Consider the following 25,074-nt stretch of genomic DNA (forward strand, 5'->3'; position numbering starts at 1 on the left):
AGATTATTAATCTACTGGGTATTTTTCTGAAAACTTATTTAGCGTAACGAGCAGCCATACGAGACTTATCACGAGCAGCTTTGTTTTCTTTGATCAAACCTTTAGAATGTGCTTTGTCGATTGCAGTAATAGCAGCTTTGTATAAAGCATCTACATTATCGGCACCAGCAGTCTTAGCTTGTTCAAACTTCTTTACAGCAGTACGCATTGTGCTTAATTGAGCAGCATTTTTAACGTTTGCTTTTTCATTCGTTTTTACACGTTTAATTGCAGATTGAATAATTGGCATTTAAGTCACCTCCACTTATCATGATCACCTTATTGGTTCTCAACAAATATTTCAACAACCATTATTATACCTAACCAAATTAGTTAATGCAATGAAAACTTGTAAAGGATTTTTACTTGATAGTAATAATTAGATAAGAGAAGTTATAAAAAACTTGCAATATACTCTAAATTTTAGTAAGGTTAGATTTGTTCCAAGTAACCTTTAACTTAGTTTGTTGACGTCTCACCGACGACTTACTCGGTTTTAGGCATTTAGATTCAGAAAGGTGGGAAACACTAATGGCAATTACAAATGAAAAGAAAACAGAAATTATGAACGAATATGCTCGTCAAGAAGGCGATACAGGTTCTGCTGAAGTACAAATCGCTGTACTTACTGCAGATATCGTTGAATTGAATGCACATATCGGCGTTCATAAAAAAGATTTCGCTTCACAACGTGGTTTGATGAAGAAAATCGGACATCGTCGTAACCTTTTAGCATATTTACGTAACAAAGATATTCAACGTTACCGTGAATTGATCCAACGCTTAGGTCTTCGTCGTTAAAACTAAAAGCAAAACTCTTAATAAGAGTTTTGCTTTTTTTATTTTTAAAATTTAAGATATGTCTACTATAAGTGAGTTAAATGTAAAACGTTCATAAATTTTATGGTATAATTGAGATTCAAATAAAGAAAAAGAAGGTTTTTTTCAATGGACGGATATAGAGTTGCGGTTGTCGGTGCTACAGGCGCTGTTGGAACACGAATGATTCAAATGCTAGAAGAAACAAGTTTACCCATCAATAGTATTAAATATTTGGCATCTAAACGTTCTGCAGGACAAGTATTAAAATTTAAAGGTCAGGATGTTATCGTAGAAGAAACAACATCTGATTCTTTTGAGAATGTTGATTTGGCTCTATTTTCTGCTGGCGGTAGTGTATCTAAAAAGTTTGCACCTGAAGCAATTAAACGTGGTGCAGTTGTTGTAGACAACACTAGTGCGTTTAGAATGGATCCTGATGTCCCACTAGTAGTTCCTGAAGTTAATGAACAGGCACTTTATGAACACAAAGGACTAATTGCTAACCCAAATTGTTCAACTATCCAAATGGTAGTTGCACTAGAACCAATTCGTAAAAATTACGGTTTAAAGAAGGTTGTTGTTACAACAATGCAAGCTGTTAGTGGTGCTGGAAACTTAGCTATTCAAGAATTAAAAGATGAAACACAAGCTTATCTTGATGGCGAAGAGATGGAAGCAAAGATTTTACCAGCTTCTGGTGATAAAAAGCATTATCCAATTGCATTTAATCCACTACCACAAATTGATGTTTTTGAAGACACAGGTTATACACATGAAGAATGGAAAATGATTCATGAAACGAAGAAAATAATGTCTAATCAAGATATTCAAGTTACTGCAACATGTGTACGTGTACCAGTTGTTGTTAGCCATTCGGAATCTGTTTGGTTTGAAGTTGAAAGTCATGATGCTTCTGTTAAACAAATTCAAAATATTCTTGCAGATGCACCCGGTGTGGTTTTACAAGATAATCCGGAACAACAGATATATCCACAAGCAATTAATGCCACTGGTAAGAAAGATACATTTGTTGGTCGTGTTAGAGCTGATTTAGAACAGGATAATGCCTTCCAATTATGGGTCGTTTCGGATAATTTGTTAAAAGGTGCTGCATGGAATTCAGTTCAAATTGCTGAAAAATTGCATGAATTAGATTTATTAAGAGTTCCAAAGTAAAAAGAAAGGAGTGAATTAAGCGAATGTTTGAAAATGTAGATATAATGACAGCTATGGTCACACCATTTAATGATCAGAATCAAGTGGATGAAGATCGCTTAATTAAATTAATTGAACATTTAATTTTAACAGGTTCAAAAGGTATCCTGGTTAATGGTACTACGGGCGAATCGCCTACGTTGAATCATTCTGAAAAATTAAATTTGATTAAAAAAACAGTGGCAATAGTTAATGGTAGAGTTCCAATTATGGCTGGTACAGGATCAAATAATACTATGGAGACAATTGATTTTACCAATGAGGTAGCCGCTATTACTGGTGTGGACGCAGCTTTAGTTGTTGTGCCATACTATAATAAGCCTAATCAAAAAGGTATGATTGCTCATTTTGAAGCAGTTGCAAATGCTTCGAAATTGCCTATTTTCATTTATAATATTCCGGGTCGTACAGGCGTAACTATGACTGTTGAAACAATTGTTAAGTTATCTAATAATAATCATATTATTGGTATTAAAGATTGTACAGGTAGTGAAAATTTAAGTCGTATTGTTGAACAAACGCCAGATGATTTCTTGGTGTATACTGGTGAAGATACGGATAGTTTGACTGCAAAAATCTTAGGAGCAAGTGGTGTTATTTCTGTTGCAAGCCATATATTTGGTATTGAAATGACTAAAATGTATCAAGCTGTACAAGATGGAAATATTAAGCTTGCAGGAGATATTCAAAGAGAGTTGACGCCAAAAATGGCTGCACTTTTTTCTCTTCCATCTCCTGGACCAGCTAAAGCAGCTTTAAATTACAAGGGTATCTTAGTAGGTGGGTGTCGTTTACCAATAGAGGCATTAACTGACAATGAAATAAATCAACTAGTGAAAATACTAAAAATATAAAATATGTAAGAGGTGAAGTAATGAGTAAAGTTAAAATAATTCCACTTGGTGGCGTTCGAGAAAATGGTAAAAATATGTATGTCGTTGAAGTGGATGATGATCTATTTATTTTTGATTCTGGATTAATGTATCCAGAAAATGGCTTATTAGGGATTGATATTGTAATTCCTGATTTTAGTTATTTGAGAGAAAATAAAGAACGAATTGTAGGTGTTTTCTTAACACATGGGCATGCAGATGCAATTGGTGCATTACCATACTTTGTGAGTGAATTTGATGTGCCTGTTTTTGGATCAGAATTAACAATTGCATTAGCAAAAATTAATATTGAAAATGATCCTAAGGCAAGTAAATTTTCTGATTTTCACGTTGTTAATGATCAGACTGAGATTGATTTTGGTAAAACGACAATTTCATTCTTTAAAACGACCCATTCAATTCCTGAATCATTAGGAATCGTTTTAGGTACTGATGAAGGGCAGATTGTTTATACAGGTGATTTTAAGTTCGATCAAGCTGCGGCACCAGTTTACCAAACAGATTTTGGACGTTTAGCTGAGATTGGTAAGAATGGTGTTTTAGCGTTATTAAGTGATTCAGCTAATGCTGAGAACCCATTCCCAACAGTCAATGAAAGTGCAATTGACGAATACATTAATGAAACATTTGAATATCAAAAAGGTCGTATTATTGTTGCCTGTGTGGCATCAAATATATTACGAGTACAACAGATACTAAATGCTGCAAAGGAAAGTCATCGAAAGGTTATATTAACAGGACACGATGTTGAAAAAATCGTTAAAACAGCTATGGATTTGAAGAAATTAGTTCTTCCTGATGAAAATTTAATTGTTCCAATGAGTGATATTAGCAAATATGACGATGATCAACTAATTATATTGGAAACAGGTAAAATGGGTGAACCTTTAAAATCATTACAGCGAATGGCTTTAAATCAACATTCAACTGTTAATATTCATGAAGGAGATCTTGTTTTCATTACGACAACAACGTCAAAAGCTATGGAAACTAATGTGGCAAAGACAAGAGATCTCATTTACCGAGCAGGAGCTGATGTGAAAGCAATTTCTGATGAATTAAATTCTTCAGGTCATGCTGGTCAAAATGATTTACAACTAATGATCAATTTAATGAAACCAAAATACCTGGTTCCAATTCAAGGTGAATATCGATTACTTGCGGCACATGCTGATTTAGCACATACATTAGGAATGCCATATGATCATATCTTTATTACTGGTAAGGGTGATGTTTTAAGTTATTCTGAAGGAAAAATGAATTTAGGATCGCAAGTTGAAGCAGGAAATACCATGATTGATGGTATTGGTGTTGGTGATATTGGAAATATTGTACTGAGAGATCGTAAAATACTTTCTGAAGATGGTATTTTTATTGCAGTCGTCACAATTGATCGTAAAAAGAAAAAAATCATAAACAAGCCTAAAATTACATCAAGAGGATTTGTTTATACAAAAACGAGCCTTGATTTAATTGAAAAGAGTGCTGAAATTGTGTCAGAAACAGTACAAGATAATTTGAACAATAAAGAATTTGATTGGGGACATTTAAAACAAGATGTTCGTGAAAAAATGAGTCATTTCCTATATGAACAAACAAAACGACGTCCAGTTATTTTACCTGTTATTATGGAAATTAATCAGTATCATAGAAAATCAACAAAGTCTAAAGAAGTTAAACCGGCGGAAACAAAAAATAACGAAAAATAATCAAAAAGGGATAACACAAATGTTGTTATCCCTTTTTTTAGAATAAATAGAGGATATTATGGCAGAAATTATTCCGTTTCCCGACCAAGAGAAACAAAATTATCAGTTAGCAAAAAAGGCTGTAAGTGACAAAAATTATCAACTAGCATCACAATTATTCACAAAAAATTATGATGGTCATCGTAGTTTTAAAAATAATAAATTATTGGTTAATTCTCTAGTTTTGGATGCTCAATTTCAAGAAGCGTTAATTATCGCTGACGAATTTTATAGCGATTACTTAAAACGTGGGGATCAATTTGCAGTTTATTTAAATATACTGTTAAAAAACAATAAATTTATTCGAGCTTGGCAATTGGTTAAAGAGCAACCTTTTGCCACATCACTAGTTTTGGATGCTGAAAATGAATGCCGTGAAAAATTCGATAAACAACTTAGACAAAATGAACGTCAATTTGCACACTTAGGTTCAGTGGACTTTTTTGGACAGCAACAAATTGTTCAAAGTGGACTGGTACTACCTAAAAATGAATTCTTAGATGCTTGTCAAAAAATATTTATGGATAAAGACGTACATCCAATTATAAAATCAAGTCTATTGCAAGAGGTACAAAAGATACCTAATAATATTGAAATAATAAACTATTTATGGGTTGATGGAACTCAGAAAAAAATTGACGTAAAAAAATTAGTTGCAAATGAAAATGAACCTGTATTACTGACAATTAATCAATTAACAAAAAATGATGAGGGAACTATTGATGTACAAATGAATAATTCTTTAAATCATATGTTAAATTTAAAATTGGGGATGATTTATCCTTTTGCAAGTGATTTTTTGGGTATTGAGAAAGAATGGATTGAATTAGTAAAAAGTGAGTTAGGTATGGAATCCACTTTTAAAAGGACTGAAAATTTAACGTATATGGTTGAATTAAATGCATTACTTTCGAAAGAATTAACTGAAATTATGAATTAATGATTAGGTAAAGCTAGCCGTTTACAGTAATCTATGATATTCTAATAAAGAATCCAAAATTTCACTTAGATTTAGTTGTATGAGCGTAGATTTAACCAGGTTATTTTAAGACGAGATAAAAAGTTTCAGTATTCTTTAAATAGGTATTTACAAAACTCTAAACAGTCTATATAATATTTTAAGGATTCTTCTTTATTTGATGATAATGTATTTTGTTATTAAATAAAGAAGTAGTATAATAAAAACAAAGAATCATCAGGGTTAGATTTTCTAAAACTGTTTTATTCTTACAAAAACACTAGGAGGCTCTTATTCATGGCAAAAGAACATTACGAACGAACAAAACCCCATGTTAATATTGGTACTATTGGACATGTCGATCATGGGAAGACAACTTTAACAGCTGCAATTAGTAAAGTATTATCAGACAACGGTTTCGGTGAAGCAGCAGATTTCGCTTCAATCGATGCTGCACCTGAAGAACGTGAACGTGGTATTACTATCAATACTGCCCATGTTGAATACGAAACAGCTGCACGTCATTACGCACATATCGATGCTCCAGGACATGCTGATTACGTTAAAAACATGATCACTGGTGCTGCACAAATGGATGGTGCTATCTTAGTTGTAGCCGCAACTGATGGCCCTATGCCTCAAACACGTGAACATATCTTACTTGCTCGCCAAGTTGGTGTTGATTACCTTATCGTGTTCTTAAACAAAACTGATTTGGTTGATGATGAAGAATTATTAGACCTTGTAGAAATGGAAGTTCGTGAATTATTAAGCGAATATGATTTCCCAGGCGATGATATTCCTGTTATCCGTGGTTCAGCTCTTAAAGCCCTTGAAGGCGATCCAGAAGCTGTAAAACAAGTTGAATTATTAATGGATACTGTTGATTCATACATCCCAACACCAGTTCGTCCTACAGACCAACCATTCTTAATGCCAGTTGAAGATGTATTTACAATTACTGGTCGTGGAACTGTTGCTTCAGGTCGTATCGATCGTGGTACAGTTAAAGTCGGAGACGATATTGAAATTGTTGGTTTACATGAAGATGTTCTTAAAACAACAGTTACAGGTATCGAAATGTTCCGTAAAACACTTGACGAAGGTGAAGCCGGCGATAACGTTGGTGCTTTACTCCGTGGTGTTGATCGCGAACAAATCGAACGTGGACAAGTTCTTGCACAACCTGGTTCAATCAAAACTCACAAATTATTCAAAGGCGAAGTTTATATCCTTTCTAAGGAAGAAGGTGGACGTCATACTCCATTCTTCTCAAACTACCGTCCTCAATTCTTCTTCCATACAACTGATGTTACTGGTGTTATTGAATTACCAGAAGGTGTAGAAATGGTTATGCCTGGTGATAACGTTACATTTACAGTATCATTAATCGCCCCAGTTGCTATTGAAAAAGGTCTTAAATTTACTGTTCGTGAAGGTGGCCGTACTGTTGGTGCCGGAGTCGTTTCAGAAATTGATGATTAATTTTTAATTAATTAAAAAAAGAAATTCGGAAAGCTTTTGCTTTTCGAATTTTTTTTTATAACCATTTACAATCTAGTAATGATACGGTAAAATAGACAAGTATATAAATAGTACGAATATAAAATTTTTGTTCTACCGGAGGGAAAACAATGTCAGCAAAATTTGAAAAAACAGGTAAAAACAATGGAGAAATAACATTCGAAATTGAAACTGATAAAATTAAAGAAGGATTGGAAAAAGCTTTCTTAAAAGTTAAGAAAGATTTAACTGTTCCTGGATTCCGTAAAGGAAAAGTTTCACGTCAAGTATTTAACAGAATGTATGGTGAAGAATCATTATACGAAGATGCTTTAAACATTCTATTGCCAGAAGCATACGAAAAGGCACTTGAAGAAGTTAAAGTATCACCCGTTGATCAACCTGATATTAACATTGATAGTTTAGAAAAAGATTCTACATGGGTCCTTAAAGCTAAAGTTACACTTCAACCAGAAGTTGAATTAGGTGACTATAAAGGATTAACTGTTCCTAAACAATCACGTCGAGTAACTAAAAAAGACGTAGAAGATAGTTTAGAAGCAAAACGTCAACAACAAGCTGAACTTGTACTTAAAGAAGACGAAGCAGCTATTTCTGGCGACACTGTTATCATTGATTTTGAAGGTAAAGTTGATGGCGTTGCATTTGATGGTGGAAAATCAGAAAATTATACTCTTGAATTAGGTTCAAATTCATTTATTCCTGGATTTGAAGACCAATTGGTAGGACATAAAGCTGGAGAGGATGTTGACGTAAAAGTTACATTCCCTGAAGATTACCAAGCTGAAGACTTACGTGGTAAAGAAGCAGTATTTGCTGTTAAAGTTCATGAAGTCAAAGGCAAAGAACTTCCAGAAATGGATGATGAATTTGCTAAAGATGTTGATGAAGAAGTTAATACGCTTGAAGAATTACAAGCAAAAACAAAAGATCAAATTAAAGAAACAAAAGAAGCTGCAGCTAAGGAAGCAATTCAAGATGCAGCAATTGAATTAGCAGTTGATAATGCTAAAGTTGATGAAATTCCTAATTCAATGATTGAAGAAGATGTTCATCGCCAAATGGATCAATACCTTGCAAATATGCAACAACAAGGAATTGACACAAAGATGTACTTCCAATTAACAGGAACAAGTGAAGACGATTTACACAAACAATTTGAAGAAGGCGCAGAACGTCGTGTTAAAACAAATCTTGTGTTAGAAGCTATCGTTGCCGCTGAAAAAATTGAACCTTCTGAAGAAGAAGTTTCATCTGAAATATCAAACTTAGCAGAACAATATGGTATGGAAGAAGAAGCAGTTCGTTCTGCTCTTTCAGACGATATGGTAAAACATGATATTGCTATCAAGAAAGTTGTTGACGAGTTAGCTGACTCAGCAGTTGAAGAAGCAAAAATGAAAAAATAAATAATTAATCGGATATTTTGATTAATCATTTTGAATGAATGAGATTGAAGCGAGTTTATTAGCTTCAATCTTTTTTGTTAAATACATTTGAACGTAAATATTCGCGAAATATTGCTTTATTTGGTACTATAGGTATGCATAAAGTAAAAGATGAGAAGAAAAATACGAGGTGGTAAAATGTTCGAAAATACTGAAGAAGGCGGACCCGTAAATTGTTCTTTTTGCGGTAAGTCACAAGATCAAGTAATGAAAATCGTTGCTGGACCTGGTGTTTATATTTGTAATGAATGTGTTGATTTATGTAAGGAAATTATCGACGAGGAATTCAGGGAACAAATGGATTCTGAACCATTACTTGTATTAAAACCACAAGCAATTATGAATAAATTGAATGATTATGTAATTGGGCAAGATCAATCTAAAAAAACGTTGTCAGTTGCGGTTTATAATCATTATAAACGAGTTAATCATATGCTTGAAGTTGACGAAGATAATGACGAAACAGAATTACAAAAAAGTAATATTTGTTTAGTTGGTCCTACGGGATCAGGTAAGACATATTTAGCACAAAGTTTAGCTAAAATTTTAAACGTACCATTTGCTATTGCAGATGCCACTACTTTAACTGAGGCTGGATATGTTGGTGAAGATGTTGAAAATATCCTTTTAAAATTATTGCAAAGTGCAGATTATGATGTTGCAAAAGCTGAAAAAGGAATTATCTACATTGATGAAATCGATAAAATTGCTAAGAAGAGTGAGAATGTTTCAATCACACGTGATGTATCAGGTGAGGGTGTTCAACAGGCACTTTTAAAGATTCTTGAAGGTACTATTGCAAGTGTTCCGCCTCAAGGTGGACGTAAACACCCACAACAAGAATTAATTCAAATAGATACTAAGAATATTTTATTTATTGTTGGTGGGGCATTTGCTGGAATTGAAACAATGGTCAAAAATCGATTAGGCGATAAAACGATTGGTTTCGGTGCTGAATCCAATTCTGAAACTATTGATGAACAAAATAGTGTTATGCAACAAATTATTCCAGAAGATTTATTAAAATTTGGATTAATTCCTGAATTTGTTGGTCGTTTACCAATTATGACAGCTTTAGAAGAATTAAAAGAAGAAGATTTAGTTCGAATTTTAACGGAACCTAAAAATGCATTGGTTAAACAATATACAAAACTTGTTGAATTAGATGGTGTGACGCTTGAATTCGAACCTGAGGCATTGTCACGAGTTGCCGAACTTGCTATTAAGCGAGATACTGGGGCACGAGGTTTGCGATCTATTATTGAAGAAACAATGCGTGATGTTATGTTTGATATTCCAAGCCAAGAAGACATCGAGCGCGTAATTATCACTAAAGCAACAGTTGATCAAACTGATGGTCCTGTAATAATTAAAGGGAGCAAGAAAGCAGCATCTTAAAGTCTTGTTAGAGTATAGTCATTTAAAGACTGTCAAATATAGTGAGTACACTCTAAAAAAAAGACATAGTAATGAATATAAATGTAGTATAATGAATTTAAGGTTAATAATTTTAATAAATAATAAAGGGTGGACGTCATGAATAAAACAATAAAAAAAGCGATTTTGTTCGGATTTTCTGGGGTATTGTTGGGTGGACTTGGGTTATTCAATAAGTCTGTTGAAGCTAAGGCTCCTGCAAATAATATTGGGTACAGTGTTCAAAGTATTCAATCTGATAAACAAGTTAAAGCTAGTTTGAAACAATCATACTTTGATTTGAAATTGGATGCTAAGGAAAAAGAAACGATTTCAGTTAAAATCTTTAATTCATCAGACAAAGCATTAAAAATTCGTAATGCTGTTTATACAGCATCTACAAATGATAATGGTCAGCTTGAATATGCAAAAGAATTAGCAAAAAAGAATATTGATAAATCAATGAAATATCCTTTAGCTTCACTTACTAAGTTAGATTCAGGTAGTGTCGTAACAGTTCCTGCTAAAGGAAGTAAAATCGTTAAGGCTACAATTACTATGCCAAAAGATAGTTTCAACGGTGTTTTGTTAGGTAGCTGGTATTTTGAAAAAGTTGATAATTCAACTAAAGAAACAAGTAATAAAAAAGGGATTTCAATTTCAAATGCATATTCATATGCAATTGGAATTAAAATTTTAGAGAAGAAGACGGTTGAACCAAATATGAATTTATTATCAGTTAAAGCTGGTATGAGAAACTATCGTAAAGGTGTATTCCCTGTATTCCAAAACGATAAAGCCGTAATTATTCCTAAATTAACAATTAAATCTGAAATTATGAAAAAGGGTTCAACAGATGTTTTAGAAAATACAACATTAAAGAACCTATCAATGGCTCCTAATTCAAATTTCAAATTCCCAATGCTTTATGACAAGGGTCAATTAGAAGCTGGAGACTACACATTAAAGGCTGTAGCAACAAGTGGTAAAAACACTTGGAAATTCAATAAAAACTTCACAATTACAAATGATGATGCAAGTAAGTACAACAAAGATGCTATTGGAGATCCACAAAAAGCAACAAATCCGCTATGGTATGTTGCTTTAGGTCTTGGTCTCGCAATCCTAGTGATACTAATCTTTTTCCTTATTAAAAGATATGTTGATAAGAAAAAAGCTGATAAGTAAGTATTTAATATTATTATTTATTTTATTTTTCAGTATGCTCGTGACACTTAAAAGTGTGTCTGCAGACATAACGTATGGGTACAGTACGTTACCTAATACGGTTAACAAATATGTTAAGAAAAATAATTCAGAATTTGCAATTTATTCTGATAGTAATAATAGAGAATCACCTTATTTGCAAATAATCGCAACTGATGGATTGACACCATCATGGCAATTGAAAGGTAGGCTACAATATAAGTCAAACGATATTGTACATGTTGACTTATTTCGGCCAAAGTTACAGTCTGGATTAAAGAATATGCCAAGAACTTATGGTGATCTAATTTCTGGAGATTCAACTAATATAACAGCAAATGCTAAAGATAGTAGTGGGGAATATTTATTTTATTGGCCCAATACTTTAATTCAGATTTTGACAACGCATGTGGTAACATATTCGGAAGTACAAATAATTTGGATTATCCAAACGGCAGCAACAAAATAAAAGCTTTACAACATCGAATTATTTAATTCATGTTGTAAAGCTTTTTGATTCAGATTAAGTTACATTAACACATTTTTATATGGTAAAATGGTTTGAGTATTGAAAGGAAGGTGTTTAATATGGATGTTCATAATGTTGAACTTGTTATGAGTGCCGTTGCACCAGCACAGTATCCAACAGATGGTATTCCTGAGATTGCACTGTCAGGACGTTCTAATGTTGGAAAATCATCATTAATAAATACGTTAATAAATCGTAAAAGTTATGCGAGAACTTCTAGTCAGCCTGGAAAAACGCAAACATTGAACTTTTATAACGTGGAACAAAAATTATTTTTCGTAGATGTTCCAGGATATGGATATGCAAAAGTGTCAAAAACAGAACGTGCAAAGTGGGGACAAATGATTGAAACCTATTTAGCAGAACGTACTTCTTTAAGAGGGGTCATTTCATTAGTTGATGCTCGACATGAGCCAACAAAATTAGATGTTCAAATGGTTGATTTTCTTCACTATTACGATATTCCTGTATTGGTTGTTGCGACAAAGAGCGACAAAATTTCTCGTGGTAAGTGGAATCAACATGAGAGTATCATAAGACGTTCATTGTCTTTGACACCTGAAGATGATTTTGTTTTATTTTCGGCTCAAGACAAATCTGGAAAAGAAGAGATTTGGCAATGGATTGAAAGTCATACAGAACTAGGAGAAAAAAATGGAATTTAATGAATATCAAGAAGCAGCAAATCGCACATTATATGGAACTGAACAAGTTTTAACAAATTGTGCATTAGGTGTTGCGGCTGAAGGTGGACAATTAGTTGATTTAATTAAAGATTATACTTTTAAAGGTCGAGAATTAGATAAAGTGAAATTAACTAAAGAAATGGGAGATGTACTTTGGTATTTATCCCAAATTGCTGAATGGGCCGATATTGAATTTGATGATGTTGCAAGAGATAATATTTTAAAATTAAATAAACGTTACCCAGATGGATTTAAAAAATAAAAAAATTCAGATAAGTTTATAACTTATCTGAATTTTTTTATTTTTTAGGTTTCGATTCTTTAACATCAGAACTAGGCTTCTCTTCCGTTTCTGAAGACTTAAGTTCAACTTTAGCAGGATCTTTAGGGTCAAGTGCAAATTTATCAAATAAACTTTCCAAGTTATCTTGGCGTTGGATTTTTAAGCTCATAATTGTAGCCTCCTTATGTAAATATAGAATAACAGTTTATTAAAATGAATACAAGACAACTGATTAATGCATAAAAAGCGCTTTAAATAACTTTTATATGTATAAAGTCATTTATTATATGTATTTAATTGCATAAAAAATCTTTGTAGCATATAATCGATTTATTCACTAATAAGAGAAATTAAAAAAGAGGAGTAAATTGATGCAAATAAATAAAAAATGGTTTATAGGTATATTAATCGCATTTTTCATGATGTTAGTTGGTAGTAATCAAGTAAGTGCTGCAACTGGTAACTCTTTACAGAATGTTAAGGATAAGGGAACGTTAGTACTTGGAACAAGTCCAGATTATCCACCCTATGAATTTCAAACAACAGTTAATGGCGATGATAAAATCGTTGGATTTGATATTTCAATTGCACAAAAAATTGCTAAAGACATTGGAGTTAAGTTAGTAATTAAGAAAATGGATTTTGACTCATTACTTGTTGGCTTAGAAACTAATAAAATTGATATGGTTATTTCAGGTATGAATCCGTCGGATGATCGTAAAAAAAGTATTGATTTTTCAGATGTTTATTACAATGGAAAACAAATGATGTTGGTTAATAAGACTGATGAAGATAAATATAAGACTTTAAATGATTTTTCTGGGCTATCAGTTGGGGCTCAAACTGGATCGCTTCAATATACAATGAGTAAAGAACAAATAAAAAATGTGAATATTAAAGGGTTGGCTAAAGTAACCGATTTAATTTTAGCGCTTAAAAGTGGTAAGGTAGCGGGTGTTGCCATGGAAGAACCAACTGCTAAAGCATACGCACAAAATGATAGTTCATTAGCAGTTGTTAATCCTGGATTTATCTCAGCGCCTGATGCAAGGGGAGCTGCAGCCGGATTTGCAAAGAATTCCGATACTTTGGTGGCAGCTGTAAATAAGTCTATTAAAGAAATTAAAAAGAAAAATTTAATAAATACGACATATTTACCTGAGGCTAGTAATTATTTAACAAAAAATACATCGGATAACACAATGATTCACTATTGGAAATATTTTGCCAAAGGAATTGGTTATACTTTATTAATAACGGCGGTTTCAGTTATTGTTGGTGTTATATTAGGAACGTTGCTAGCACTCATGCGTTTGGGCAAAAATAAAGTGATTAAAGTAATTGCAGTATCCTACATTGAATTTGTTCGTGGAACGCCTCTAATGATTCAAGTGATGTTTGTGTACTTCGGTATTGGAATGTTAGTAAATATTCCAGCGCTAATTGCAGGTATTATTGCTGTATCGCTTAATTCAGGCGCATATATAGCTGAAGTAATACGATCGGGAATCTCTTCTGTTGATGATGGACAAATGGAAGCAGCAAGAAGTTTGGGGCTTTCACAGAAAGAGACGTATCAGTCTGTTATTATTCCACAAGCACTAAAAAATATTTGGCCAGCTCTGGGAAATGAATTTATAACATTAATAAAAGAAAGTTCAATTGTTTCTATTATTGGTGTGACTGATTTAATTTATCAGATGAAAATGGTTCAATCAGCTACTTATAAAGGTATTGCGCCTATCTTTGTTGCAATGTTAATTTACTTTGTTTTAACATTTAGCTTATCTAAATTATTAAATTACTTTGAAGGGAAGATGAAGCATGTCTAAAATTATTGAAGTTAATAAATTAAGAAAATCCTTTGGAAAAAATGATGTTTTAAAAGATATTTCTGAATCAGTTGATAAAGGACAGGTTATCTGTGTGATTGGACCATCAGGATCTGGTAAAAGTACCTTTTTACGTTGTCTGAATCTACTTGAAGTTCCTACATCAGGGGATATTTTATTCGAAGGTGAAAATTTAACAAGTTTAAATGAAAAAGACTTAAATCAATTGAGAGAAAAAATGGGGATGGTTTTTCAAGGTTTTAATTTGTTTCCAAATATGAATGTAATTGAGAATATAAAATTGGCTCCCATGAAAGTTAAAAATATATCAGATAAAGAGTCAGCTGATATAGCTACCAATTTATTAGAAAAAGTTGGATTAGCAGATAAGGCACTACAATATCCAGATAGTTTATCTGGTGGTCAAAAGCAACGAGTTGCGATTGCCAGAGCATTAGCCATGGATCCAGAAGTACTCTTATTCGATGAGCCAACTTCAGCATTAGATCCTGAAATGGTCGGAGAAGTACTTAAAGTTATGAAAACGTTGGCTAGTGACGGAATGACGATGGTAGTTGTGACACATGAAATGGGTTTTGCTAGAGAAGTAGCAGATCAAATTTGGTTCATGGATCAAGGATATATTCAAGAAAAAGGACGTCCAGAAGATGTTTTTGATCATCCGACGTCAGAACGTGCGCAAGATTTTTTATCAAAGATATTGTAAAAAAATAGATTTCAGATAGACTCCCGTCTATTTGGAATCTATTTTCTTTATTCAAACGCTTGTTCGGGGTATAATTAAAGCATATATTAACGTAAAGAAGGTGCCTCGATTGGCTTCAGAGCATATCGAAAATAAATTAGCATTATTACCAGCATTACCAGGATGCTATATCATGAAAAATTTAAATAGTCAGATTATTTATGTTGGGAAAGCAAAAAATTTAAAAAATCGGGTGCGTTCTTACTTCAAAAGTGCGCATGATGGAAAAACAGCTAAATTGGTTTCTCAAATTGTTGATTTTGAAACAATTATTACATCCACTGATAAAGAAGCATTTCTGTTGGAAATTACTTTAATTCAAAAACATCAGCCGTATTATAATATAAAATTAAAGAAAGGTACTGGATATCCATATATTAAAATTACAAATGAAAAAGACCCAATGATGCAAATCGTTAGTCAGGTTAATAAGGACGGTGGATTTTATTTTGGTCCTTATCCAAATGTTTATGCAGCTCAGGAAACATTGCAGTTTTTACAAAAAGTTTATCCTTTAAGAAGATGCAATGGATTTCAGAAGCGACCATGTTTGTATTATCATATGGGGCAATGTTTAGGCTCTTGTTTTAAAGAAGTTCCGCATGAAAAATATGAGGCTCAAATAAAAAAAATCAAATCATTTTTAAATGGTAATGTGATTGTAGCAAAACAAAAACTAAAAAAAGAAATGAGTAAGGCAGCGGATGAAATGTTATTTGAACGTGCCGCTGAATTACGTGATCAAATTCATTTTATTGAAGTTACTGTTGAAAAACAAAAAATCATTTCAAATGATAATACACCTAGAGATTTGTTTAATTTCTATCTGGATAAAGGTTGGTTGTCAATTCAAGTTTTCTTTATTAGGCAAGCACGATTAATGAAGCGAGAAAAAAGACTTTTTCCAATTGTAACAACGGCTGAAGAAGAAATGGCAACTTTTATCCTTCAGTTTTATAATCGAAAAAATAATGTGTTACCAAAAGAAATATTAGTTCCAGCAGGAATTGATACAGATATCTTATCTGATATCTTACAAGTACCAATTCGGACACCACAACGTGGGCAAAAAAGTGAACTTTTAAAATTAGCTAAAAAAAATGCTCGCTTAGTTCTTGAAGAAAAATTCAGATTACTAGAATTAGATGGGCGCAAAACAACTGGTGCCATGAAAGAAATTACAGACGCTATGGGGATTCCAGAAGGTCATCGAATAGAATCTTTTGATCACTCACATATACAAGGGACTGATCTGGTATCAGCCATGGTTAGTTTTATTGATGGTAAACCTGAGAAGAGCGAATATCGCAAATATAAGTTGAATACAGTTGATCATGCGGATGAAGCAGCAAGTACACGTGAAGTTGTTCGCCGACGTTATACACGTCTTTTGAAGGAAGGTAAGCCTATGCCAGATTTAATTTTAATGGATGGTGCTGAAATACAAATAGAAGCTGCAAAAGACGTTTTAAGTAATGAATTAGATTTAATGATTCCAGTAGCGGGGATGGTTAAAAATAACAAGCATAAAACATCTGATTTAATGTTTGGTGATGCTGATCAAAGACTATCATTGGATCCAAAGAGTGAAGGGTTTTACCTTTTACAAAGGATTCAAGATGAAGTCCATCGATTTGCCATTACCTTTCATCGTCAAGTTCATTCAAAGAACTCACTTAGTTCTCGTTTAGATTCTATCCAGGGTGTTGGGCCAAAAACCAAAACGAAATTGTTAAAAGAATTTGGGTCGATGAAACATATTAAAGACGCTTCAATGGAAGAGTTACAAGGATTAGGTATTTCAAAGACAGTCGCACAAACAATAAAATTATCATTATAAATTTACAAAAGGAGTCCTTAATGACAGAGATTTATGTCATTAAGGACTCCTTTTTATTTTAAAATAAAGAAGAGCTATCAGGTATTATCCTGATAGCTCTTCAAAGTTAAACGAATTATTTCTTATTTTCTTTTGCAACTGGACGCCAGATACCGAGGATAATCCCTGCAACTGCAGCACCAATTAAAACAGAAAGTAAGTAGAACGTTTTATTTGTAGCTAAGGCAATTACCCAAAGACCACCATGAGGTGCAGGAACAGAGACGTTCCAGAATTGACTTAAACCACCACCGATTGCAGCACCAATTACACTTGATGTAATGACGTGTAATGGATCTGCTGCTGCGTAAGGAATAGCACCTTCAGTAATAAATGAAATACCAAGAATGTAGTTTGACAAACCGGCTTTTCTTTCATCTTCAGAAAATTTATTTTTCCAGAATGTTGATGCAATAGCTATTGCAAGTGGAGGAATCATACCACCAACCATAACAGCAGCCATCATTTTACCATCACCAGTAGAAGTGAAGACACCAATTGAGAATGTATAAGCTGCTTTGTTAAATGGACCACCCATATCGATAGCCATCATAGCAGCAAGAATTGTACCGATTAAGACGGCATTGGCTGTTCCCATATGAGTTAAGAAATCTGACAAGACATGATTAATTTGTGCGAAGATAGGATTAACCATAAAGAACATAATCGCGCCGACAATTAATAAGGATAAAATAGGGTAGATTAGGATAGGTTTCATCCCATCTAGTGATTTTGGTAAGTTTTTAAAGAGTTTTTTAAGACCGACAATAACATAACCGGCAATAAAACCAGCTGCTAAACCACCTAAGAAACCAGAAACAGATTCAGTTTTAATAACATTTGCGGCAGCAAAGTTAGCCATGTAACCACCAACAATACCAGGCATAAGGGCAGGACGATCACCAATACTCATAGCAATAAAACCGGCTAAGATAGGTACTAAGAAAGCAAATGCATAATTACCAATTCCATTTAAGAAGATAAAAGTTTGTGAACTTGAGCCACCGGGAACGTATTGTTCAACGATGAATGAGAGTGCCATTAAGATACCGCCACCAACAACAAATGGTAACATGTGTGATACACCGTTCATTAAGTTCTTATAAATTTCATTCCAAACACTACCAGAGGTTTCTTCATCATTTTCAGCAGCGTCGGTTCCTTTAGCATGATAAATAGGTGCTTTTCCGTTTACTGCGGCAGTAATCAATTCTTCGGCTTTTTTAATACCATCGGTAACAGGACGGTTAATTAAAGGTTTGCCATCGAAACGATCCATAGCAACTTTTTTATCAGCGGCGACAATGACACCAGACGCACGTTTAATTTCTTCGTCAGTTAAACGATGCTTAATACCTTCTGAGCCATTTGTTTCAACTTTAATGTCAACGCCCATCTCTTCAGCTTGTTTGATGAGGGCAGCTTCAGCCATATAAGTATGAGCGATACCAGTAGGGCAGGCTGTTACAGCGACCACGTATGGATTACCTGATGGTTTAACATCAGTGTTTTTAGCAGCAAGTTGTGCAGCAGCTTCTTTTGCTTCTTTTTCATTTTCAGCGGCAGTGAAGGCAGCTTGAACCTCATCTGGAGTTGTGACTGTTTTTAATTTATCAACTAAATCGGGATTAATTAATAGACTTGATAAAGCAGCTAATGCTTGTAAATGGGCATCGTTTGCACCTTCAGGAGCAGCAATCATGAAAAATAAAAATGTAGGTTGACCATCAAGTGAATCATAGTCAAGTCCTGCTTTACTTTTAGCAAATAGGACAGTAGCACGTTTAACAGCTTTATTTTTTGCATGTGGCATGGCAATACCTTCACCGATACCAGTAGTTGATTGTGCTTCACGTTTTAGAATGTCTTGTTTGTAAAGTTCCTCATCATCAATCACGCCAGCCTCAAAGTATTTATGTACCATTTCATCAATTGCTTCGGCTTTTGTTGTTGCTTGAAGATCCATAATCATGACATCTTTAAGTAATAATTCATTTAAGTCCATAGTGTAAAACTCCTTTTATAATAGTTAGATTTTCTTAATATCAATTTGTGGTAAAATTTCGTTAATTTTTTCAATAGTTGCAATATCTTCAGAAAATGCAGTTGCGGAGCCACAAGCTAGTCCATATTTAAAACTTTCAATAGGATCATTAGTTTTTGCAAAGGTACCTGTAAAACCAGCAATCATTGAATCGCCAGCACCAACTGAATTAATAACAGTCCCTTTAGGCGCATTACTTTGGTAAACAGCATCTTTAGTAATCAATAGGCCGCCATCGCCAGCCATTGAAATTAAAACATGTTGTGCACCTAATTCTAATAATTTTTGACCATATTTCACAATATCGTTGATACCGTTTAAAGTAACATTGAATAATTCGGCTAATTCATGGTGATTTGGTTTCACGACGAGAGGTTTTTCACTAATTGTTTTCAATAGTGCTTCACCAGTTGTATCAATAACAAATTGTGCGCCTTTAGAACGAATTACTTTAATTAATTCATAATAAAAATCTTGAGATAGGTTAGGAACTAAACTACCAGCTAAAATGACAGTATCATCAGACGTCAATGTTTCAAATTGCTCATTGAATAGTTTAAGTTCATCATCTGATATTAGAGGACCCTTACCATTTATTTCGGTTTCTTGGTCAGCTTTTATTTTAATATTAATTCTAGAATCAGCTTTTATTTTTGTAAATTGAGTATCTAGGTGATTAGCTATCATAGCTGACTTAATAAATTCACCTGTGAATCCACCAATAAAACCAAGTGCTTTATTAGGTTGATTCAATTCATTTAAAATTCGGGAAACGTTTATACCTTTACCACCTGGTAATTTTGTATCATAATCCATCCGATTAACTTCGCCAAGCGTTAACTTATCTAGTTGAACGATGTAATCAATAGAAGGATTTAAAGTTACTGTGTAAATCATTGTTGTACCTCCAAAATTTTTGTTTGTGTTTTATAATTTTCAGAATCAGTTACCGGCAATTTATCAGTGATAATTGTAGCCTGATTAAGATCTGCAACTTTAATGAATGAAACTTGGTTAAATTTTGATTTGTCGGCTAAAACATAAGTTTGTCGACTTTGATGAATTGCGGCCAGTTTAACTGCGGCTTCTTCAGGATCTGGTGTGCTAAATCCAAATTTATTGTTAATTGAATTAATACCGAGAAAGACTAAATCAAATTGAAGGTTCTTGATTGATTTAATACTATCAGCTCCCACAATAGCCTTTGTATTAGCTTTAACTTGACCACCGATGACGATTGTTCTAATATCATTTTCAGAAAGAGAAAGTGCATGATTAACACCGTTTGTAACAACAGTTAGATTGTTAACTAACTTAAGATAGGGAATCATTGCGAAAGTTGTACTACCAGCATCAAGAAAAATCACATTATTAGGTTTGATTAAATTTGCAGCAGCTTTAGCAACTGCTATTTTATTTGGCGTATTTAATGAAAATTTTTCTTCTAAATTTGCTTCAACTTTTAATGATTGGATGCTTTGTGCACCACCATGAACTCTTACTAATTCACCATCAGTTTCAAGCTGCTGTAAATCGCGTCGAACAGTTGATTCTGAGACATTTAATTTATGACAAATATCTTGTAACTTAATATAACCATGTTTGTCAATTTCAGAAATAATATATTGGCACCTTTCAATTGTAAGCACTTTCTCAACTCCTTATAAATAAAATACCACCAAAAACATTCAAAATCAACCAAAAACATTCAAAAATACCAAAAAAATTTGAAATATGAGAAATTGGCTTGAATTTTTAAAAGAGTTAAGTAAATACATAGACAAATGACTTTTTCTTCTTTAAAATAGTAAGTTAGTAGTCAACGGAAAGAATAGGTGATCGTATGTTTATAGATCAAGTTACAATTGAAATAAAAGCAGGTAAAGGTGGCGACGGGATGGTAGCGTTCCGTCGAGAAAAATATGTACCTAATGGTGGACCAGCCGGTGGTGATGGTGGCCGTGGTGGTAGTATTGTATTTGAAGTAGATGAAGGATTAAGAACTTTAATGGATTTTAGATACAGTAAACATTTTAGAGCTGAATCTGGTGAAAAAGGAATGATTAAAGGGATGCACGGACATGGTGCACCTGATAAAAGAGTTCAAGTACCAGAAGGAACAACAATTAAAGATGCTGAAACAGGAGCAGTAATCGCTGATCTCGTTCATAAAGGAGATTATGCTGTTGTTGCCAAGGGTGGTCGAGGTGGTCGTGGCAATATTAGATTTGCTAGTCCTAAAAATCCAGCTCCAGAAATTTCTGAAAATGGTGAACCTGGAGTAGAACGTAAAATTCAACTTGAATTAAAAGTTTTAGCTGATGTTGGGTTAGTTGGATTTCCATCTGTCGGTAAGTCAACGCTTCTTTCAGTTGTGACAAGTGCCAAACCTAAAATTGCAGATTATCATTTTACAACGTTATCACCTAATTTAGGGATGGTTCGTTTAGATGATAACCGTGATTTTGTTATTGCTGATTTACCCGGATTGATTGAAGGGGCTTCAGTTGGCGTTGGATTAGGAATTCAATTTTTACGTCATATTGAGCGGACACGTGTTATTCTTCATTTAGTTGATATGAATCCTGAAGAAGGTCGTGATCCGTTTGACGACTATCTTAAGATTAATAAAGAATTAAAAAATTATGACCCTGAATTACTTGAACGTCCGCAATTAATTGTGGCAAGTAAGATGGATATGCCAGGGGCTGCAGAACAGTTAGAAGCATTTAAAAAACAATTGGCAGAAGATTCTACAGTGGAAGAAACACCTCGTGTATTTTCTACTTCTTCTATTACTCGTGAGGGACTACAAACCTTAATGAATGTAGCTGGTGATTTATTGGAAGAAACACCAATGTTCCCAGCACTAAACTTGAAAGAACAAGAAGCACAACAAAAAATCTATGATTTCGAAAAAGAACAAGAAAAATCTGCACCTGATTTTGTTATTAATAGGGATGAAGATTTAACTTGGGTTCTTTCTGGAGAAAAATTAGAACGTCTATACCAAATGACAAATATGGACCGAGACGAAAGTTTGATGCGTTTTGCACGTCAACTTCGTGGTATGGGTGTCGATGATGCTTTACGTGAACGTGGTGCTAAAAGTGGGGATATAGTGAGAATTGATAAATTCTCATTTGAGTTCGTTGAATAATTCGGAATATTAATAATTTACGGTTACGCTATCAGCAAATAAAAGGGTAATTTATATAAGATAAGAGGAGAACGGAACAAGATGGATAAGAAAAAAAGATTAAAAAAAGCCAGATATATTACTGGCTTTGATGGCGTGAGGACATTGGCTGTTATTGGGGTTATCCTTTATCACCTCGTGCCATCTAGTCTACAAGGTGGATACTTAGGTGTACCGATATTTTTTGTTGTATCGGGTTACTTGATTACTGATTTACTTAATCAGGAATGGGAACAAAATAAAAAAATTGATGTTCTAGGCTTTTATATTCGACGGGTTCGACGACTTTATCCAGCGTTATTGACGATGTTGATTGCAACTATTGCCTATATAACACTATTTCAAAGAGAGTTATTGAAAAATATTCAAGAAATTTTCGCATCAAATTTGTTATATGTTTATAATTGGTTTCAAGTTTTGCACAAAGAATCATATTTTGATCATTTCGGGACGCCATCACCATTTACGCATCTTTGGTCGCTATCAATTGAAGGTCAGTACTATTTTTTCTGGCCTATTATAGTGGCGTTGCTAATTGTGTTTTTAAAACGAAAAGAACGGATTTTTAATCTTATCTTTATCTTAGCTTTTATTTCCGCATTAGCGATGGCCTTCTTGTATAAAGCAGGATCTGATCCAAGTCGTGTCTATTATGGAACGGATACAAGAATGTTTTCAATTTTATTGGGGTCAGCACTTTCATTTATTTGGCCAAGCAGTTCTTTAAAAAAGGAAATTTCAAAAAAAGGCCGATTTGTTTTAGATGCGTTAGGTATAGTATCGCTCATAACAATTATTAGTTTGTTTTTGACTATGTCAGATCAAAGTTCGCTTGTTTATCGTGGAGGGATGTTTTTCTTTTCAGTTTTAGTTATGATTTTTGTAGCTACAATTGCACATCCTGGAGCGGATATGAACAAAATTATGACAAATCCTGTTTTTACTTGGGTTGGTAAGAGAAGTTATGGCATTTACCTATATCAATTTCCAATAATGGTATTCTATGAGTCAAAGATTCAGAGTATAGGTGATCATCCATGGCTAAACGCGCTAATTGAAATATCTATCATTTTATTAGTGAGTGATTTGTCATATCGATTCTTAGAAAGACCTCTACAAAGATTTAATTATAAACAAACATTTACATTTATTAAAGAAACCTTTACAAAGGATATTAAAAAAACTCGTCAAAAATTTTCTATTATTGTGGGTGCATTAATAATTGGTATAGCGTTGTTTGGAATAATTAACGGACCAAGTCTTTCAATTACTGGAGTGAATGCTTTACAGAATACTATTAGTGAGAATGCTAAAGTAGCTGATAAAAAGAATGCTGACGCATTAAAAAAACCGAGCTCGTCTAGTTCTAAGAAAAAACAATCAAGTAGCAAAAGTGCTTCTAAAACTAGTTCTTCAAAAGTAGTTGCTGAAAAACAAAGCCCAACATCATTAACAAAGGCTGAGACAAAAAAAGCCTCAAGCGTATATGCAACGGCAATTGGTGATTCTGTATTGGCAGATGGAGAAAACATATTACAAGATGATTTCCCACATATGTATGTTGATGCAAAAGTCGGTCGTCAGGTATATACAGCTGCTGATGATATTAGGTTGTTGGCTAAGCAAGGTAAACTTCAAGATAACGTTGTTATTGGTTTAGGGACAAATAGTCCATTTACAACCGATCAGTTTGACGATATTATGAGTGCAGTTGGTTCGGGGAAACAAGTTTACTGGATTAATGTACATGTCCCAACAAGGCGTTGGGAAGGTACCGTTAATAGCATGTTGGAGACACAAAAGAAAAAATATTCAAATTTGCATATAATTGATTGGTATTCATATAGTAAGGATCATACAGAGTGGTTTTATGATGATAATGTTCATCCAGATCCCGATGGTTCAAAGTATTATGCAACGTATATTGCAAGACAATTAATTAAAAATATGTAAAATACTTAAGAAGCCCTACAAACTATGGTTTGTAGGGCTTCTTATTTTTGGGTCTGCGTCAAATAGTGTTGGTGAGACGATAAACGTCTAATTTAATTAAGGGAAATCCAAAAGGATTTCCTTTTTTTAGTTATGAATTAATAAAATTCTTTCAAATAGATGATGCCAGTTTCTGAAACCGTAACAGCTACGTTTAAGTGTTTTAATTTTTCGGTTAAGTCCCTCTATAGGGCCATTTGAATATGGTGAAGATAAACTATTTTTAATATAATGCTGATTCTTTTTAAAAGTGGTTATTACAGTATCCATTTCACTGTTATTAGGTTGATAGTCTTCTAATAACTGAGTTAAATTAGAAGTGTCGGCTTTATTGATAGCTAATAAAATATCTTGATATGTTTCATAGACTTTTTTGAAGTTAGAACTTTGTTCTAATCCTAAATCAACAACATTCTGTTGCGTCATATATTCTTTCGTACTAAAAAAATAAACAGATTTTGAACTTTCTAGTTCTGTTTCTTGTTTGTGAAAAAGGCGCCACTGAGTTTTTAAAGCTTTGTAATAATCCCTTTATGGTTGTCAGATGAAATAATATAATTTCATCCGATAATCATGGAGGGATTTTTGTATGTCC

Annotated in this window: 22 protein-coding genes and 1 pseudogene; 17 read left to right on the forward strand and 6 right to left on the reverse strand. The window is 33.4% G+C overall.

From position 1 onward, the window contains the following. Positions 1 to 34: 34 nt before the first annotated feature. A complete protein-coding gene (gene rpsT, locus AC1RPH_RS05785; RefSeq protein ID WP_409022404.1) occupies positions 35 to 289 on the reverse strand; it encodes a 30S ribosomal protein S20 in 255 nt (84 codons plus the stop codon). A gap of 281 nt (positions 290 to 570) precedes the next feature. Between rpsT and rpsO the strand changes: the two genes are divergently transcribed. The 12 genes from rpsO to AC1RPH_RS05845 all read left to right on the forward strand — a co-directional run bounded on the left by rpsO (position 571) and on the right by AC1RPH_RS05845 (position 12,746). Then, positions 571 to 840: a 30S ribosomal protein S15 gene (gene rpsO, locus AC1RPH_RS05790; protein ID WP_409022405.1), complete on the forward strand. Its 270-nt coding sequence runs from the start codon at positions 571 to 573 to the stop codon at positions 838 to 840. Positions 841 to 987: 147 nt separating this feature from the next. Next, positions 988 to 2,037 (forward strand): aspartate-semialdehyde dehydrogenase, encoded by a 1,050-nt coding sequence (locus AC1RPH_RS05795; RefSeq protein ID WP_481761710.1) that lies wholly within the window; start codon positions 988 to 990, stop codon positions 2,035 to 2,037. Positions 2,038 to 2,060: 23 nt separating this feature from the next. After that, positions 2,061 to 2,930, forward strand: coding sequence for a 4-hydroxy-tetrahydrodipicolinate synthase (gene dapA, locus AC1RPH_RS05800; RefSeq protein ID WP_481761711.1), 870 nt, complete (start codon positions 2,061 to 2,063; stop codon positions 2,928 to 2,930). 20 nt (positions 2,931 to 2,950) lie between these two features. Next, on the forward strand, positions 2,951 to 4,678 hold the full coding sequence (locus tag AC1RPH_RS05805; protein WP_409022408.1) for a ribonuclease J: 1,728 nt from the start codon (positions 2,951 to 2,953) through the stop codon (positions 4,676 to 4,678). Positions 4,679 to 4,736: 58 nt separating this feature from the next. Further along, positions 4,737 to 5,657, forward strand: a complete 921-nt coding sequence (locus AC1RPH_RS05810) for a hypothetical protein (RefSeq protein WP_481761712.1) — start codon at positions 4,737 to 4,739, stop codon at positions 5,655 to 5,657. A gap of 315 nt (positions 5,658 to 5,972) precedes the next feature. Further along, positions 5,973 to 7,160 carry an elongation factor Tu gene (gene tuf, locus AC1RPH_RS05815; RefSeq protein ID WP_409022410.1) on the forward strand — a complete coding sequence of 396 codons (1,188 nt, stop codon included), beginning with the start codon at positions 5,973 to 5,975 and terminating at the stop codon, positions 7,158 to 7,160. 149 nt (positions 7,161 to 7,309) lie between these two features. Beyond that, positions 7,310 to 8,608 (forward strand): trigger factor, encoded by a 1,299-nt coding sequence (gene tig / locus AC1RPH_RS05820; protein ID WP_409022411.1) that lies wholly within the window; start codon positions 7,310 to 7,312, stop codon positions 8,606 to 8,608. 177 nt (positions 8,609 to 8,785) lie between these two features. Then, positions 8,786 to 10,045 carry an ATP-dependent Clp protease ATP-binding subunit ClpX gene (gene clpX, locus AC1RPH_RS05825; protein ID WP_409022412.1) on the forward strand — a complete coding sequence of 420 codons (1,260 nt, stop codon included), beginning with the start codon at positions 8,786 to 8,788 and terminating at the stop codon, positions 10,043 to 10,045. 138 nt (positions 10,046 to 10,183) lie between these two features. After that, positions 10,184 to 11,251, forward strand: a complete 1,068-nt coding sequence (locus AC1RPH_RS05830; protein ID WP_409022413.1) for a WxLIP family cell surface protein — start codon at positions 10,184 to 10,186, stop codon at positions 11,249 to 11,251. 34 nt (positions 11,252 to 11,285) lie between these two features. After that, positions 11,286 to 11,738, forward strand: coding sequence for a hypothetical protein (locus tag AC1RPH_RS05835; RefSeq protein WP_481761713.1), 453 nt, complete (start codon positions 11,286 to 11,288; stop codon positions 11,736 to 11,738). 119 nt (positions 11,739 to 11,857) lie between these two features. Continuing rightward, entirely contained in the window at positions 11,858 to 12,463 is a 606-nt protein-coding gene (yihA, locus tag AC1RPH_RS05840) for a ribosome biogenesis GTP-binding protein YihA/YsxC (RefSeq protein WP_481761714.1), read from the forward strand. Continuing rightward, positions 12,453 to 12,746 (forward strand): nucleoside triphosphate pyrophosphohydrolase family protein, encoded by a 294-nt coding sequence (locus tag AC1RPH_RS05845; protein ID WP_409022416.1) that lies wholly within the window; start codon positions 12,453 to 12,455, stop codon positions 12,744 to 12,746. The genes yihA and AC1RPH_RS05845 overlap by 11 nt, the downstream gene beginning before the upstream one ends. A 37-nt stretch (positions 12,747 to 12,783) precedes the next feature. Here AC1RPH_RS05845 and AC1RPH_RS05850 read toward each other — a convergent pair whose 3' ends face one another. Continuing rightward, on the reverse strand, positions 12,784 to 12,936 hold the full coding sequence (locus tag AC1RPH_RS05850) for an SPJ_0845 family protein (protein WP_409022417.1): 153 nt from the start codon (positions 12,934 to 12,936) through the stop codon (positions 12,784 to 12,786). Between the two features lie 202 nt (positions 12,937 to 13,138). Here AC1RPH_RS05850 and AC1RPH_RS05855 point away from each other — a divergent pair, with 202 nt between their 5' ends. The 3 genes from AC1RPH_RS05855 to uvrC all read left to right on the forward strand — a co-directional run bounded on the left by AC1RPH_RS05855 (position 13,139) and on the right by uvrC (position 17,205). Next, complete coding sequence (locus AC1RPH_RS05855) at positions 13,139 to 14,599, forward strand: ABC transporter substrate-binding protein/permease (protein WP_481761715.1); 1,461 nt, start codon at positions 13,139 to 13,141, stop codon at positions 14,597 to 14,599. Continuing rightward, positions 14,592 to 15,326 (forward strand): amino acid ABC transporter ATP-binding protein, encoded by a 735-nt coding sequence (locus AC1RPH_RS05860; RefSeq protein WP_409022419.1) that lies wholly within the window; start codon positions 14,592 to 14,594, stop codon positions 15,324 to 15,326. Before AC1RPH_RS05855 ends, AC1RPH_RS05860 begins: the two co-directional genes overlap by 8 nt. A 109-nt stretch (positions 15,327 to 15,435) precedes the next feature. Beyond that, positions 15,436 to 17,205, forward strand: coding sequence for an excinuclease ABC subunit UvrC (gene uvrC / locus AC1RPH_RS05865; protein ID WP_481761716.1), 1,770 nt, complete (start codon positions 15,436 to 15,438; stop codon positions 17,203 to 17,205). Between the two features lie 115 nt (positions 17,206 to 17,320). Here the strand turns inward: uvrC and AC1RPH_RS05870 are convergent, their stop codons facing one another. From AC1RPH_RS05870 to AC1RPH_RS05880, 3 genes are read right to left on the reverse strand one after another with little or no spacing between them, the layout of a single operon-like run. Beyond that, positions 17,321 to 19,249 (reverse strand): PTS fructose transporter subunit IIABC, encoded by a 1,929-nt coding sequence (locus AC1RPH_RS05870; RefSeq protein ID WP_409022421.1) that lies wholly within the window; start codon positions 19,247 to 19,249, stop codon positions 17,321 to 17,323. A gap of 24 nt (positions 19,250 to 19,273) precedes the next feature. Continuing rightward, positions 19,274 to 20,185: a 1-phosphofructokinase gene (gene pfkB, locus AC1RPH_RS05875; RefSeq protein ID WP_481761717.1), complete on the reverse strand. Its 912-nt coding sequence runs from the start codon at positions 20,183 to 20,185 to the stop codon at positions 19,274 to 19,276. Then, positions 20,182 to 20,937: a DeoR/GlpR family DNA-binding transcription regulator gene (locus AC1RPH_RS05880; RefSeq protein WP_481761718.1), complete on the reverse strand. Its 756-nt coding sequence runs from the start codon at positions 20,935 to 20,937 to the stop codon at positions 20,182 to 20,184. The genes pfkB and AC1RPH_RS05880 overlap by 4 nt, the downstream gene beginning before the upstream one ends. Before the next feature lie 194 nt (positions 20,938 to 21,131). Between AC1RPH_RS05880 and obgE the strand changes: the two genes are divergently transcribed. Further along, the gene (obgE, locus tag AC1RPH_RS05885) at positions 21,132 to 22,448 is read left to right on the forward strand and encodes a GTPase ObgE (protein ID WP_409022424.1); all 1,317 of its coding nucleotides are present in this window, start codon (positions 21,132 to 21,134) and stop codon (positions 22,446 to 22,448) included. Positions 22,449 to 22,529: 81 nt separating this feature from the next. Then, on the forward strand, positions 22,530 to 24,440 hold the full coding sequence (locus AC1RPH_RS05890) for an acyltransferase family protein (RefSeq protein WP_481761719.1): 1,911 nt from the start codon (positions 22,530 to 22,532) through the stop codon (positions 24,438 to 24,440). Positions 24,441 to 24,566: 126 nt separating this feature from the next. On the opposite strand, the pseudogene AC1RPH_RS05895 reads toward AC1RPH_RS05890, so the two are convergent. Then, positions 24,567 to 24,989, reverse strand: a pseudogene (locus AC1RPH_RS05895) (transposase); the annotation flags it as partial. Positions 24,990 to 25,074 lie beyond the last annotated feature (85 nt).

The organism is Dellaglioa sp. CoH-57-MRSF-16 (assembly GCF_056782055.1).

Bases quoted from the DNA above. Each gene is read 5' to 3' on its own strand.
- rpsT (WP_409022404.1), bottom strand. From the start codon at position 289: ATGCCAATTATTCAATCTGCAATTAAACGTGTAAAAACGAATGAAAAA.
- rpsO (WP_409022405.1), top strand. From the start codon at position 571: ATGGCAATTACAAATGAAAAGAAAACAGAAATTATGAACGAATATGCT.
- AC1RPH_RS05795 (WP_481761710.1), top strand. From the start codon at position 988: ATGGACGGATATAGAGTTGCGGTTGTCGGTGCTACAGGCGCTGTTGGA.
- dapA (WP_481761711.1), top strand. From the start codon at position 2,061: ATGTTTGAAAATGTAGATATAATGACAGCTATGGTCACACCATTTAAT.
- AC1RPH_RS05805 (WP_409022408.1), top strand. From the start codon at position 2,951: ATGAGTAAAGTTAAAATAATTCCACTTGGTGGCGTTCGAGAAAATGGT.
- AC1RPH_RS05810 (WP_481761712.1), top strand. From the start codon at position 4,737: ATGGCAGAAATTATTCCGTTTCCCGACCAAGAGAAACAAAATTATCAG.
- tuf (WP_409022410.1), top strand. From the start codon at position 5,973: ATGGCAAAAGAACATTACGAACGAACAAAACCCCATGTTAATATTGGT.
- tig (WP_409022411.1), top strand. From the start codon at position 7,310: ATGTCAGCAAAATTTGAAAAAACAGGTAAAAACAATGGAGAAATAACA.
- clpX (WP_409022412.1), top strand. From the start codon at position 8,786: ATGTTCGAAAATACTGAAGAAGGCGGACCCGTAAATTGTTCTTTTTGC.
- AC1RPH_RS05830 (WP_409022413.1), top strand. From the start codon at position 10,184: ATGAATAAAACAATAAAAAAAGCGATTTTGTTCGGATTTTCTGGGGTA.
- AC1RPH_RS05835 (WP_481761713.1), top strand. From the start codon at position 11,286: ATGCTCGTGACACTTAAAAGTGTGTCTGCAGACATAACGTATGGGTAC.
- yihA (WP_481761714.1), top strand. From the start codon at position 11,858: ATGGATGTTCATAATGTTGAACTTGTTATGAGTGCCGTTGCACCAGCA.
- AC1RPH_RS05845 (WP_409022416.1), top strand. From the start codon at position 12,453: ATGGAATTTAATGAATATCAAGAAGCAGCAAATCGCACATTATATGGA.
- AC1RPH_RS05850 (WP_409022417.1), bottom strand. From the start codon at position 12,936: ATGAGCTTAAAAATCCAACGCCAAGATAACTTGGAAAGTTTATTTGAT.
- AC1RPH_RS05855 (WP_481761715.1), top strand. From the start codon at position 13,139: ATGCAAATAAATAAAAAATGGTTTATAGGTATATTAATCGCATTTTTC.
- AC1RPH_RS05860 (WP_409022419.1), top strand. From the start codon at position 14,592: ATGTCTAAAATTATTGAAGTTAATAAATTAAGAAAATCCTTTGGAAAA.
- AC1RPH_RS05870 (WP_409022421.1), bottom strand. From the start codon at position 19,249: ATGGACTTAAATGAATTATTACTTAAAGATGTCATGATTATGGATCTT.
- pfkB (WP_481761717.1), bottom strand. From the start codon at position 20,185: ATGATTTACACAGTAACTTTAAATCCTTCTATTGATTACATCGTTCAA.
- obgE (WP_409022424.1), top strand. From the start codon at position 21,132: ATGTTTATAGATCAAGTTACAATTGAAATAAAAGCAGGTAAAGGTGGC.
- AC1RPH_RS05890 (WP_481761719.1), top strand. From the start codon at position 22,530: ATGGATAAGAAAAAAAGATTAAAAAAAGCCAGATATATTACTGGCTTT.